This is a genomic window from Psychromonas aquatilis, from assembly GCF_038155185.1.
Taxonomy (GTDB): domain Bacteria; phylum Pseudomonadota; class Gammaproteobacteria; order Enterobacterales; family Psychromonadaceae; genus Psychromonas; species Psychromonas aquatilis.
The window spans coordinates 14,917-28,292 of the sequence record NZ_JBAKAZ010000042.1; the positions used below are offsets into that span (position 1 = coordinate 14,917).

Annotated in this window: 14 protein-coding genes; 9 read left to right on the forward strand and 5 right to left on the reverse strand. The window is 37.6% G+C overall.

All coding sequences use genetic code 11. The features are described 5' to 3' along the window. Positions 1 to 35 precede the first annotated feature (35 nt). Positions 36 to 602, reverse strand: coding sequence for a heme utilization protein HutZ (gene hutZ, locus V6256_RS11025; protein WP_341598266.1), 567 nt, complete (start codon positions 600 to 602; stop codon positions 36 to 38). Beyond that, positions 596 to 1,078, reverse strand: a complete 483-nt coding sequence (gene hutX, locus V6256_RS11030; protein ID WP_341598267.1) for a heme utilization cystosolic carrier protein HutX — start codon at positions 1,076 to 1,078, stop codon at positions 596 to 598. Before hutX ends, hutZ begins: the two co-directional genes overlap by 7 nt. Before the next feature lie 271 nt (positions 1,079 to 1,349). On the opposite strand from hutX, the gene V6256_RS11035 reads away from it, so the two are divergent. The 3 genes from V6256_RS11035 to V6256_RS11045 are packed head-to-tail and all read left to right on the forward strand — an operon-like array spanning position 1,350 to position 4,061. Continuing rightward, the gene (locus tag V6256_RS11035) at positions 1,350 to 2,189 is read left to right on the forward strand and encodes a heme/hemin ABC transporter substrate-binding protein (RefSeq protein WP_341598268.1); all 840 of its coding nucleotides are present in this window, start codon (positions 1,350 to 1,352) and stop codon (positions 2,187 to 2,189) included. Position 2,190: 1 nt separating this feature from the next. After that, positions 2,191 to 3,240, forward strand: a complete 1,050-nt coding sequence (locus V6256_RS11040) for a FecCD family ABC transporter permease (protein ID WP_341598269.1) — start codon at positions 2,191 to 2,193, stop codon at positions 3,238 to 3,240. Then, complete coding sequence (locus tag V6256_RS11045) at positions 3,240 to 4,061, forward strand: heme ABC transporter ATP-binding protein (protein ID WP_341598270.1); 822 nt, start codon at positions 3,240 to 3,242, stop codon at positions 4,059 to 4,061. Before V6256_RS11040 ends, V6256_RS11045 begins: the two co-directional genes overlap by 1 nt. Before the next feature lie 208 nt (positions 4,062 to 4,269). On the opposite strand, the gene V6256_RS11050 is transcribed toward V6256_RS11045, so the two are convergent. Together V6256_RS11050 and V6256_RS11055 are read right to left on the reverse strand one after the other, a co-directional pair. Beyond that, positions 4,270 to 5,316 carry a methionine synthase gene (locus tag V6256_RS11050; RefSeq protein WP_341598271.1) on the reverse strand — a complete coding sequence of 349 codons (1,047 nt, stop codon included), beginning with the start codon at positions 5,314 to 5,316 and terminating at the stop codon, positions 4,270 to 4,272. Positions 5,317 to 5,361: 45 nt separating this feature from the next. After that, positions 5,362 to 6,336 carry a DUF1852 domain-containing protein gene (locus tag V6256_RS11055; RefSeq protein WP_341598279.1) on the reverse strand — a complete coding sequence of 325 codons (975 nt, stop codon included), beginning with the start codon at positions 6,334 to 6,336 and terminating at the stop codon, positions 5,362 to 5,364. 243 nt (positions 6,337 to 6,579) lie between these two features. Here V6256_RS11055 and V6256_RS11060 point away from each other — a divergent pair, with 243 nt between their 5' ends. The 6 genes from V6256_RS11060 (at position 6,580) to V6256_RS11085 (ending at position 11,555) form a co-directional block, all read left to right on the forward strand. Further along, entirely contained in the window at positions 6,580 to 7,467 is an 888-nt protein-coding gene (locus V6256_RS11060) for a LysR family transcriptional regulator (RefSeq protein ID WP_341598272.1), read from the forward strand. Between the two features lie 311 nt (positions 7,468 to 7,778). Then, complete coding sequence (locus V6256_RS11065) at positions 7,779 to 8,564, forward strand: ABC transporter ATP-binding protein (protein ID WP_341598273.1); 786 nt, start codon at positions 7,779 to 7,781, stop codon at positions 8,562 to 8,564. A 42-nt stretch (positions 8,565 to 8,606) separates the two neighbouring features. After that, positions 8,607 to 9,572 (forward strand): ABC transporter substrate-binding protein, encoded by a 966-nt coding sequence (locus V6256_RS11070; protein ID WP_341598274.1) that lies wholly within the window; start codon positions 8,607 to 8,609, stop codon positions 9,570 to 9,572. Next, the gene (locus V6256_RS11075; protein ID WP_341598275.1) at positions 9,553 to 10,596 is read left to right on the forward strand and encodes a FecCD family ABC transporter permease; all 1,044 of its coding nucleotides are present in this window, start codon (positions 9,553 to 9,555) and stop codon (positions 10,594 to 10,596) included. The genes V6256_RS11070 and V6256_RS11075 overlap by 20 nt, the downstream gene beginning before the upstream one ends. A 291-nt stretch (positions 10,597 to 10,887) precedes the next feature. Continuing rightward, entirely contained in the window at positions 10,888 to 11,325 is a 438-nt protein-coding gene (locus tag V6256_RS11080) for a hypothetical protein (protein WP_341598276.1), read from the forward strand. Positions 11,326 to 11,369: 44 nt separating this feature from the next. Further along, on the forward strand, positions 11,370 to 11,555 hold the full coding sequence (locus V6256_RS11085; RefSeq protein ID WP_341598277.1) for a DUF1289 domain-containing protein: 186 nt from the start codon (positions 11,370 to 11,372) through the stop codon (positions 11,553 to 11,555). Positions 11,556 to 11,917: 362 nt separating this feature from the next. On the opposite strand, the gene V6256_RS11090 is transcribed toward V6256_RS11085, so the two are convergent. Then, complete coding sequence (locus tag V6256_RS11090; RefSeq protein WP_341598278.1) at positions 11,918 to 12,868, reverse strand: 5-methylcytosine restriction system specificity protein McrC; 951 nt, start codon at positions 12,866 to 12,868, stop codon at positions 11,918 to 11,920. Between the last annotated feature and the right edge of the window lie 508 nt (positions 12,869 to 13,376).

Genomic DNA, 13,376 nt, shown 5'->3' on the forward strand with positions numbered 1-13,376 from the left:
TTTATATGGATGTAATTAGATTTTTTGGGTGTTATTTATTTAGATTTTCGATTTCCAGAGTCATGCCCTTGATCAAGGTGAAGAAAGTCAACCAAGTCATTTCCAGAAACATTATATGCCTGACCAAATCCCTTAACGTATCGGCCATTACTAGGAACAAGGCGATATAAATAAAAGTCATTTAATCGACTTAAATTGACAGCCATTTCTCCAAAACGAGAAATTAATGCCTCTATTCCAGCGACACCTTCTACGGAAGTTTTATCAAGTTCAGTGGCTACAGAGTCAAAGGTAAGGCGTTTACGAGCATGTAGATTCTTTGCTTCAGATTCGTCTTCAAGCATCATAATAGAGATCTGTTTATTCTCTTTTAGGTTTTGACCATGCTTCGCTATATAACTGATTAATATATAATAACCATCTTGGTCAAAGGCAAAAGGTGTATAACTTGCATGCGGTTTACCCTGTTCATCAATCGTCGCTAATTGTAAGGTTAAACGCTTATCTCTAAATGCTTGTATTTCAGGTCCTAAGCGATTTTGTAAACGCTCTTTCTTAACCTCATTATGATCCTGATTGATTACTACTTTATGGCCTACCATGTCATTACTTCCTTTTTTAACTGCTGTAGTTTTCTTATCTGATCTGGGAACAGTTGTCGTTTATTGTCTCGCCCTAAATAAACTTTGAAAATACACTCTCCTGATGCAACGTAAAATCCAATATAATGGCTTTCTTTACCCCTAAAAGGTTTACTGACCATTGCTACATGCGCAATATTATCTAACAAAATATGCCCATGTAATTGCCCCGTTTTCCCCATTAAATTGTAATACCCTCTCGCGACTTTTCCCTCAGGGAGTGCTCCTTTAAATTCAAAAATAGAACCTAGTGAACTAACAATGGTCATCAACTCTCCCCACTCCGGCAACATTTCTAAAATACGTTGCGCATGAACACCAGGAAGCATTGACACCATTTCACTGGGTAGTACAAAGGTCACTTCTCCTTCTGTATAAGCCAGCCTTTTAGCCATTTCTGAAATCGGGACATTACAATCCTCTTTCATAAATGCCATGACCTTACTCCTAACTGTTTCCTGGTTAGTCATTTGAAACATTTACCCTCTCCGTCGGTTTTAAGGTTTTAATGATAATTAAAAACCACCTAAATGATAATGGATCTCATTATATATACAACAAACACCAATGCAAATGATAATTGATATCATTAAATTTTTATGGATAATAGACACACATTAAAATCACGATAATGCATGACCTAAAAATGTTAATTCCCTTTATTAAAAATAAACTAATAAATCATATACTTAGAATGGATGCTTCAACATGAAAAAATTAACGGCTTTATTACTTTTATTAACTTTTAGTTTTTCAGTGAATGCTGAAAATAAAATAATTAGTGCGGGCTCTAGTATTACTGAATTGATTTTAGCACTAGGTGCTAAAGAGCAATTAGTGGGAATCGATATTACCAGCCGTCATTTAGATAAAAATGAAGAGTTTCCACAAGTTGGTTACCACCGTCAGTTATCGACCGAAGGTTTATTAGCACTTAACCCCACTCATTTGATTGGTTCAGAAGTGATGGGGCCTGAAAAAACCTTAACTCTTTTACAACAGGCACAAGTAGAAGTTGTAAAAGTACCTTCAGGGGATCGAATGCAAGATCTTTTTGCACGCATTGATACCCTTGCTGATATAACCGACACACAAAAGCAAGCTTCGATGTTAAAAGAAAGCCTTGAAGAAAAAATTGAAAATATGTCACACCGAGCAGTAGATAACCCACCTAAAGCATTGTTTATGATGATTAATGAAGGAAGACCTTTAACTATTGCAGGTAATAATACGACTGTGGATGTAGTGATTGATTATGCAGGAGCGGTTAATCCAGCAAAACAATTAATTGAGTCTTATAAGCCTTTATCTATTGAAGCTATCATCGAATTACAGCCAGATTATATTTTAGTAAGTCAACGTACTTGGGATAGCTTAGGTGGACAACAAGGTATTTTAACAAAGTATCCATTATTAGCGGCAACACCTGCCAGTCAAACTGATCATATTATCGCTATTGAAGGGAGCGCAATCATTGGTGGATTTGGTATTGAAAGTATTTCCCTGTCGGAACAGCTGTATAAACAATTGAACCCAGCTAAGAAATAATATGACGCTCAATCCCTCACACCTGATATCACCCAAATTATTGCTTATTATTGCTATTGTGGTCCTTTATATGGCCACTGTTGCTTCAATTAGTGTGGGCCCAATGGATATTTCATTGAGTGATAGTTTATTATCACTTATTCCGACACTTGAATTTGATCATATTCCTAATCACATCTCAATGGTTATTCAGCAAGTTCGTTTACCACGGACTTTATTAGCTATTGCTGTTGGCGGTGTATTAGCACTTTGTGGTACGGTAATGCAGGGATTGTTTCGTAACCCACTAGCTGATCCTGGTATTATTGGTGTTTCATCAGGTGCGGCGCTAGGAGCGGCTATTGCTATTGTATTTTTTTCGTCTATTTCAGCCTCATTCCCAACTCTGTTATTGTTTGGCACTGTTCCTTTTTTTGCTTTTCTTGGTGGCGCTATTACCACTATCGTTGTCTATAAATTGGGTACCGGTAAGAATGGCACTTCTGTGACTATGATGTTGTTAGCGGGCGTGGCTATTGGCGCAATTTCTGGTGCAATGTTAGGTTTACTCAATTATTACGCTGACGATCAAGCCTTACGTGATTTATCATTATGGACAATGGGTTCCTTGGCTGGTGCAAGTAACAACAGTCTGTGGTTAGCTTTTGCAGCTTTAATCAGTTTATTCCTATTATTTAGGCGTGATGCTAATAAATTAAATGCACTATTGTTAGGTGAATCAGAAGCCAAACATCTAGGTATTAATGTGCAAACGTTAAAGCGTCGCTTAATCATCTTAACGGCAGCTGGTGTCGGCGTTACAGTCTCACTAGCGGGTATGATAGGTTTTATCGGTTTAATTGTTCCTCACCTTGGACGCATGTTAATCGGACCTAATCATCAAACATTATTGCCTATTTCAATGTTATTAGGCGCTACCCTATTATTAATTTCAGATATGTTAGCGAGAACCATTGTCGCTCCACTTGATATGCCCGTTGGTATCGTCACTGCGATTTTAGGTGCCCCTTTCTTCTTATGGTTACTGATTAAACAAAAGGGCAAACTGTAATGTTCAACTTTTTTAAAAGCCCGGCAGCGATGACTCAAGGTGATAGCACAACAAAGTCAGTGATTTCACTTCGCGCTATACATTTACAATTTGCAGCGCATAAGTTACTTAATAATATTGATCTTGATTTTTACCGAGATGAATTAACTATTTTATTGGGTCCAAACGGCACGGGCAAAAGCTCCTTATTAAAAACCATTAGTAATGAAGTGGCGTTTCAAGGAGATTGTTATTTTTATGGGAAATTGATGAAGCACTGGGATCAACAGGCAATGGCTAAACACTTGGCGATATTACCTCAACATAGTCAATTGACTTTTAACTTTTGTGTTCAGGAAGTAGTTGCACTTGGCGCCTTGAATTTAACGCTAAGTCGACAGCAACTAGACTTAACTGTTATTGAAAATATGCAGAAAACGGATATTCAACACCTCGCACAACGAAGCTATCCGAGCCTGTCAGGCGGTGAAAAACAACGTGTTCATTTAGCGCGTGTGTTAACTCAATTAACCAATAGCGGTGAACAAAAAGTACTGCTGATGGACGAACCAACTTCAGCTTTAGATATTCAACATCAACATCGGACATTACAATTAGCTAAAGATATTGCACAAAATGGCGGTACAGTGATTGTGGTATTACATGATCTCAATCTTGCAGCTCAATATGCCGATCGCATCGTTATCTTAAATAATGGTGAAATCGTTGCCAATGGCAGCCCTGCTGAAGTCATTCGAGCTGATGTAATAGAAGCAGTTTACAAACATCCAGTAGAGATCATTACTCACCCTCAAACTGGCCATCCCGTCGTCTTATCCTAAGTGTAAAAATAAGTACAAACATTGCTTTAAAAGATCAGTCAAAAGTGATTTTAGGAGTTAACAAATTAAGATCAGGTTCTAGCGATTAAATATGTAAAGATTTTATTTTGATAGGCAACAATAACCTGAAGATAGGTAGCTTTTATCTGCAGGTTATTGCGCGACTCAGTGAATAAGTCGCGAGTAAGTTGCTTAATTCGATAAGTAATTAAATATTTGCTAACTCTTTTCTCACTATCGCTGCACCAGCACTTAAGGCGTTTAACTTACCTCTCGCAATAGCGCGATCTAAAGGTGCCATACCACAGTTTGTGCAAGGGTAAAGTTTATCAGCATCAACATATTTAAGTGCTTCACGTAAGGTAGCAGCAACCTCTTCAGGTGTTTCAATGGTTTCGTTGGCAACATCAATCGCGCCTACCATGACTTTTTTACCACGAATTAATTCCAATAATTCAATCGGTACTAATGAGTTATGACACTCCAATGAAATAATATCGATGTTAGATTGTTGTAGTTTAGGGAACACTTCTTCATATTGGCGCCATTCGTTACCCAGTGTTTTTTTCCAGTCAGTATTCGCTTTAATGCCATAGCCATAACAAATATGTACTGCGGTTTCACATTTAAGCCCTTCGATCGCTCTTTCTAAACACGCAATCCCCCACTCATTGACCTCATCAAAAAACACATTGAAAGCAGGCTCATCAAATTGGATGATATCCACACCTGCGGCTTCTAATTCTTTCGCTTCTTCATTTAAGATTTTAGCGAATTCCCAAGCTAGTTTTTCACGGTTTTTATAATGTGCGTCATAAAGCGTATCAACCATTGTCATAGGACCAGGCAGCGCCCATTTTATCGGCTGATTAGTTTGCTTGCGTAAAAATGCGGCATCTTCAACAAACACTGACTTTTGACGAGAAACAGGGCCAATCACTGAAGGTACACTGGCTTCGTAGCGGTCACGAATTTTAACTGTTTTACGTTGTTCAAAGTCAACGCCGTTAAGGTGTTCAATAAAAGTGGTCACAAAGTGTTGGCGTGTTTGCTCGCCGTCGCTGACAATATCAATGCCAGCTTGTTGTTGCTCTTGTAATGCCAAGCATAAGGCGTCTTGTTTACCTTCAGTTAGTTGCTCAGCTTGCAATTTCCAAGGCGACCACAGCTTTTGAGGTTCAGCAAGCCAAACCGGTTTAGGTAAACTACCCGCCGTTGAAGTCGGTAATAATGTTTGGTTAGTATTTTTAGTCATAATAATTGCTACTCTGTATTTAAAATTAACTCGAAAATCTACTAATTAAGCGTAACTACACGCCCATTCTTCAAGTAAACGTTGATATGGTTTAATAAAATGCTCTTCAGTAAATTTGCCTTGCTCATTTGCTAGTTGGCTACGCTCTTCTCTGTCATAGATAATCGGTGTTAATGCGAAATCTGAGCTATTTAAATCAGGCTGATACGCGTCACCTGCCATGCTATTGGCATTATAGATTTCAGGTCGATAAATTTTTTGGAAGGTTTCCATAGTGCTAATGGTGCTAATCAGCTCAAGATTGGTGTAGTCATTAAGCAGGTCACCAAAGAAGTAAAATGCCAAAGGAGCAACACTGTTGGGCGGCATGAAATAGCGCACCTGTAATCCCATCTTTTTAAAATACTGCTCTGTTAACGAACTTTCATTGGCTTGGTATTCAACCCCTAATACAGGATGCTGATTACCCGTACGAACGTAAGTCTTAGTATTAGCTACACTTAAGCAGATAACCGGTAACTTTTTAAAATTTTGTTGGTAAGTATCTGAATTGACAAAAGACTTAAAGATCTTGCCGTGCAGTTCACCGAAGTTATTTGGGATACTAAATTCGCTTCTGCTTTTATTATGCTTCAATAGTAAAATACTAAAATCATAGTCTCGAACATAAGAAGAGAAATTATTACCGACAATACCTTCAATACACTGATTGGTTTTATGATCAACAATCGTTGTTTTTAAGACTTCTATTGATGGAAAAGTGTCACTATTGGTCTCAACGTTGATATCAACTGAGATAATTTCAAGTTCAAGCGAATAACGATTTCCTTCAGCGTTATCCCAATGTGCTAAGCCATTAAAGCGCTGTTCAATCATATTTAGTGCATTTCGTAAGTTTGCTTGACGATGCTCTCCCCTTGCCAAGTTAGCAAAGTTGGTGGTGATACGTGTTCCTTCAGCAGGCTGATAATTCTCATCAAGAGATGTACTCTTAACGGTAAATGTAAAATAGCTATTAATACTCATCTAAGTTCCTATTTATAATAAATATCGAATTAATTACGTTTCTTATTGTTTTTATGTCCATTGCATTAATGTATTAGCTATACTCGCAAAGCTGATACTGATTGCATTGAGTCATAATTAATCCAGTTATTTTTGATACATTAAGTGCACTTCTTATTGAAGTTGGAAAGTATTATATTTAAAATAAACCATGAAAAATAATGATAAAAACCCACTTAACTATGAGAAATATTCATAATGATTGAGCTGTCGCATCTTAAAATAATGATTGCATTGCATGAGAAAGAGACCTTAACCTTGGCAGCTGATTCGCTCTGTCTGACACAATCTGCTCTATCACATCAAATCCGTAGTTTGGAAAAACGATTGAATATCAAACTGTGGCAACGCTATGGCCGTCGCTTACGTTTAACGCCGGCTGGCGAATTACTATTGAAAGTTGCCAAGCAAACAATGCCGACTCTAGAACAAACAGAAATGACACTGAAAGCCATGGGAGAAGGCTTAGAAGGCTCTTTACGAATTGGTGTGGAATGTTACCCGTGTCAAGAATGGTTAACGCAAGTGGTGGCGGATTTTTTAGATGCACAAGTCAATATTGATATTGATATTATTAATAAGCTGCAGTTTTTTGGGATCAGTAATTTATTGAATCAACAGATTGATATCTTAATCACTCCAGATATTTTTAAGCATAAAGAGTTACAGTATTATCCGCTCTTTGAGTATGAACAAGTGCTGTTAGTCAGCGAATCCCATTCATTAGTTGATAACCAACATATCAAAGCCTCAGACCTAGCTGATCAGACTCTGTTTACTTTCCCAATAGAAAAAGAACGTTTAGATGTTTTTAAACAGTTTTTATGGCCCAATAATATTGCTGTAAAAGTACATAAGAAAATAGAGTCACTTTCCATAATGTTACAAATGGTAGAGCATCAACGCGGTATCTGTGTTTTACCAGAGTGGTTAGCGGATAGTTACAGCAAGCTCTATAAAATCAAAAAAATACGCCTCGGTAAAAAAGGGATTTATAAAACACTGTATGCAGCAATCAGAAAAGAAGACCAAAGCGTTCCTTACCTTCAAGAGTTTATTGAATTAGGCATAAAAAACGCGATGTGAAGTACTTTATAAAGAACCTCATTTAGAAAATTAAGCCGTAACGCGATAACAACGTTCGAGTGTTAAAATATCGATCATTTCACACTGATAATTACCTCCAGATAAACGGATTTGGGGGTAAAGCTTCACATCCAGCTTTAATTCTAAAAGTCATTTTCATCATTTTACACTGGCCTAGTGCCCCCTGTAGACACTAAAATAATTCAAACACCTCACCCTTTTCTATTTCAACCCAGTATTAGTTATATACAACAGCAATAAGTATGTTATAACATAACATTAAATTACATGTTATAGCTTTAATTCTGCAAATGAAAAAAACAAATAAACCTATCTTGTCAGTACAAGCGCTGTGTGCAAATGCCTCTGCTCATTGGCGAGCGGTATCAGACATCACCTTTGAAGTTTTTGAAGGGGAATGTGTTGCTATTATTGGCCCAAATGGCAGTGGAAAATCCAGTTTATTGAAAGCAATTACCGGTGAATATAAAACAGTATCTGGCCACTTTAAAATATTAGACTGTACAGCACAGCAATTACCAATAGAAAAACTAGCAAAAACAGTGGCAATGGTTGCTCAACATGAACAGGTTGATCCACGTATGACCGTCAAAGAATATGTATTTTTAGGGCGTGTACCACACACCTTTTGGTGTAGCCAACAAGAACATGAAAGAGCAGTAAAACAAGCCATTGAAGATGTTAACTTGTCACATAAAACACATCAATATTTTGGTGAGCTTTCAGGTGGCGAACAACAACGAGCAAGTATTGCCCGAGCATTTTCCCAAGAGCCTAAATTATTACTTTTAGATGAACCAACCAATCACCTTGATCCACTGGCTCGTCTTGAGCTATTAAAACTGGTTAAGCAACGTGGAATTGCCTCTGTCGTTGTGTTGCACGACTTACCTTTAGTTACGCCTTTCGCTGACAATGTTTTGCTGATGTCACAACAAAAAATGGTGGCTTTTGCACCGCCCGACACCCTAATGCAAGATGATTTTATTACGCCTGTTTTTGGACTGCGCGTTATTCCATTTAGCCATCCTAAAATGCATAACACTATTCATCATTTTGAAGCTGCATCATTTTGACGCATCACCTTATAATCATTTACCGTTAACAGGATCCACCTCATGAAGTTTTTTTTAATTCCTACGCTACTCCTTTTACCATTTTCTTTTGTTAATGCCGCAGAAACCCAATATCCCGTCACAGTCGATAACTGTGGTAGCCCACTTACCTTTGATAAAGCACCTAGTCGCGCAGTGGTTCACGATATCAATTTGAGTGAAATGGCATTTGCTCTCGACCTTCAAAAAAGCATGATTGGCGTTACTGGGATCACTGGCTGGTATAAGATGTCTCAATCATTCAAAGAAACGTTAGGTGATATTCCTGAACTAGCACCTAAATACCCTACCTTAGAGATACTGGTTTCCGCAGAACCGGACTTTTTCTTTGCTGGTTGGAACTATGGTATGAAAGTCGGTGGAGAAGTAACACCACAAACACTGAAACCATACGGTATTAATACCCTAGTGTTATCAGAGAGTTGTATTCATACACAAAGCAATAAGCAAGGCGCAACAATGGCTTTGCTTTACGATGATATCGAAAAATTAGGTGTTATTTTTAATAAACAATCAAAGGCCGAATCATTAATAAAAGATTGGAAATCAAGAGTACAGAAAGTAACGGAGCAACGAAATATCGCCGGTAATGCAACGCCTCCACCAAGGATTTTTCTCTATGATTCAGGTGAAGACAAGCCATTCACTGCCGGTAAGTATTCAATGACGAATGCCATGATAGAAGCAGCGGGTGGAGAAAATGTCACAGCTAACATGGAAACAAGTTGGGGCGTCACATCATGGGAAAATGTTGCACGTGAAAACCCTGATGTCATTATCCTGCTTGATTATCAAACAGCTAATGGTGCGGATTCTCTTCAACAATTTTTAGAACAGCATCCACTAATGAAACATACCAATGCAGTGAAGTCTTCTCGTTATGTAAAACTACGATATGAACAACTAACACCAGGCCCAGCCAATATACAAGCAATAGAGAAGTTAGCCAATGCCTTCACTGCCCAGTAAGCGTAAAATCGTTTCTAACGCTATGATACTAAACAAATATCAAGTTGCTTGGATCGTCGGTATTATCGCCATGTTAAGTGCTTTTATTTTCAGCCTACAATTTGGATCGACTTCTTTATCGTTAAAACAAGTGCTAACCGGATTAAGCGCTTTTAATGATGATCAAATGGAAATGAGCAGTCGCATATTAATAGACTTTAGGCTGCCTAGAGCATTGTTAGCCATTATTGCTGGTGCAGGACTGGCCATGGTAGGCGCATTACTGCAAACCTCCACCAAAAATGACTTGGCCGATCCTTTTTTGTTTGGCTTATCCTCTGGGGCTTCTGCAGGTGCAGTCCTTATTATTACTCAGTTAGGGGATGCGCTTGGTGTTTGGTCTTTGCCTATTGCCGCGTTCACAGGTGGGTTAGTATCAGCGACTGCGGTGATGGTGCTTTTTTCAATGCAAAAAAAACAAGGCAATAACAACCTTATTTTATGTGGCTTAGCCATTTCATTTTTATTTGGTGCCATTACCAGTTTTCTTATTTATTCAGGCGATCAACGAGCTGCAAGTTCTATTTTATTCTGGACCATGGGAGGTTTAGGGCTTGCCCGTTGGGATAACCTTATCTTTGCTGCAGCTGGCGTTTTTTGTCTTGTTGTGCTGATAAGTAAACGCTACCGTCAACTTGATACTTTATTGGTCAGTGAACAAACTACCCGCTCATTGGGAGTTAATGTTCATCGTTTACAAAGTGAGATATTTCTTTGTTGCGCATTTTGTACCGCAGCGATTGTTTCACTAACCGGGGTTGTTGGTTTTATTGGATTGATGGTACCCCACCTTGTTCGTCCTTTTTCAGGTGTTACCCATAAACGCTCACTTCCTTTAGTTGCGCTCTGGGGAGCCGTCATTTTATTGATTGGTGATTTGATAAGCCGTACAATTTTGGCACCACAAGAGTTGCCTGTCGGTATCGTGACAGCAGCACTAGGTGGCTTGTTTGTTCTGTATCTTGTTTGGAGTAAAAAAGCTTAAAACAATGTCTTAGTGGTGCGAGCGAACGTTGCCACCTAAGTTAACCTAAGGATCATACTAATTACGTCAAATAAGTGATCTAAATTTTACATAGGAAAAATGACTGAGTTCAAAGTGTAATTTGAGCTTTTCGTCGATTAACTTCGTCAATAGTCTATCGGAGAATTAACGGTAAGATGTTAATTCTTTAATAGTTGTTCTATTCACGAAAATTACAACGAAGAAATAAGTTATTTTAACAAGTAAAATAGATCAGTTAATTAGCGTGATTGGTATTAATGAGATGAATATATGAAAGATGTAAAGAGCGTATTCCGTAATTTAGAAAAAATGCTACAGCAAGCCAGTTGGTTTGATGATGATTGGGAAATCTATAACCGAGGCAACTACATGCAAGTTTATAAAGCAAACTGGTTTAATCAAAATCAAGGCGGGATCCACTTTGAAACTTTTATTGAAGGGCCGCAAATTAAACAAAAAACATTTCCAATATGCATGCATGTTGAAGAAGACTGCCCTTCTCAGTCTGAATTTATTGAAAAATTTTTGGCTCTAGAAAATGACCAGATCAAAAGTTGGAAAGGTTATAATATGCTGAAAAGTAACTATGGTATTTGTCAGCGTACACTACCGCTTAATTTCAAAAACTTAGAGCAACGTCTATTTGAAGAATTTAACCGCCTTCGCCTATTAGCAACTAGCATAGACGAAGTGCTAAGTGAGCTTTGATAAGCGACCTTTGCATACAAGTGAACAAAAATGAGAACCGATAAATGAAAAAGAACAAAAGCCCCTGCATTGATGCTTGTGACTTTTCTAGTCCCAAAGGTTGGTGTTTAGGCTGTGCTAGAACGCGAAAGGAATGCCAACAATGGAAGGCAATAACTCCTTATCGTTTAAAAATATTACAAAAAGATCTTGAAAAAAGACTGGTTCAACTAAAGGCTGACGCTACCTAATAAAACCTTGATAAGCTTAACTTTTTGAGCAAGTAACGTTGTTTATCAAAAACTTTAAAGTTAAGCTCCAACAATACTGTTCGCTCAATATCAGTACTTGTGATCCTCAATGTTGCGTTATAAAAACTGCTTTTATCGCGTAAAACGATTTCATAGAAATAGAAGAATAATTATAACTCGTCAATCTTGATGGGGTCAGTGGTTGGCACTGCTTCTTATGAGAAGCTGTTAATTCTGTTTCTTTTATTAGATTGTAGGTTACTTTTTCATTCAACTAATTAACTCTAATAATTGCTCTTTAATACTCAGAGGTGACTGACTTAAATCTACCATACAAAACCGAAACTTATGGCCTTGTATGGTCACTTGTTCATTGTATTGTATTGTACCCCAACAGATGGATGTAACAGCATACCCGTTGTGCTTGATGACAATGGATCATCACTCGTTTCTTGCGAACGTAAATAGGTATAAAGCTGGTAGATATAATTGCTTTTGAAACTTTCACCACCATATTGGCGATGAGTAGTTATCGCAGTGTACTTGGTATCGATAACAATACGCTTACCTTGTGACTGGTTCTCTAATAAAGTATCAAGTTGCATCGATGGCATCAATGCATCTATTTGACTAGTTTTTTCATTAATTTGCCACTTCAACTTTTTACCGGATTTAACTTGCCAATCTTCATTTAATTTCAATTTATAAAAGCCGCCTACTGCTTTTTCAAATAAAGATCGCACCCAATGAGCTTGTTTGTCAGGGGATGGATATGAGTTATTGCCACCAGCTTCATTAATCAAAGCCAAATTAAACGCCAGTTCTGCAGTTACTAAAACGCTTCTATCGGTGGTCTCATGTCGACTAAACCGATCATTTTTTGGTTGATAATTAACAGAGAATAGTGGCGAAACACCAAGTTGAAGCATTTCTTGATATAATTTATGACACTTCAATTGTAATGCTTTTTTTGATACCAAGTGGGTCATTTTATTTAACGCTGCGCAAATATATCTATTACGCGGCGTATCCACAGAAAGCTCCTCAAAAGTACAGCTGACTTTACCTCTTTGTAATAATTGTTTTGAGTAAGTTTCTAAAGTATTTATTCTTCCACGAACACGATTAAGCTCTCTCGTTGAGTGTTTATAACCATAAGTTAAATTACGCTTTAACCTTTCTTCAACTTGACTGCAAAGTACATCTGTAACCAAATTAGCGACATCTTCATCGATCGACTCGCTGCCAGCATATTCATTTGCTAAATACCTAAAGTCAGATGCGTAAAGCATTAATAACCAGATATTTTGCACAGGAATGCCCGCACTATAATTGTCAGTACTTGTATCGGTTTGCTTATTACTTATGCTGGACAGCCATACATTTTAAAAATAAGTTTATAAAATAAGTTTATGGACAGCCATACATTTTAAAATATGAAACAGACCTAAATATGATGGCTCATGTACTTATGCTGGACAGCCATATATTTTAAAATATCAAACAAAATACTTATGCTGGACAGCCATATATTTTAAAATATCAAACAGGCCTAAATATGATGACTCAAATCATCTGGGGGATTAACGAATATTCTTTTCAAGCCTCTAAAACTAAAAGGTAATGCTAATTTTTAGATAATTAATGAATCTTGGGCATGGAAACCATTAGCGAATGCTAATTACGTTTTTAATTTGTGGGGGGTGAAGCAAGATTAATGAACTTGTCGTCGCAGTTGGTTTTTACTCGCTATCCAGCATTTACCTGTATGCTCTGCGAATGATGCTAATGCTTCTAAAGAGCCCACTGCACCTTGGTAAT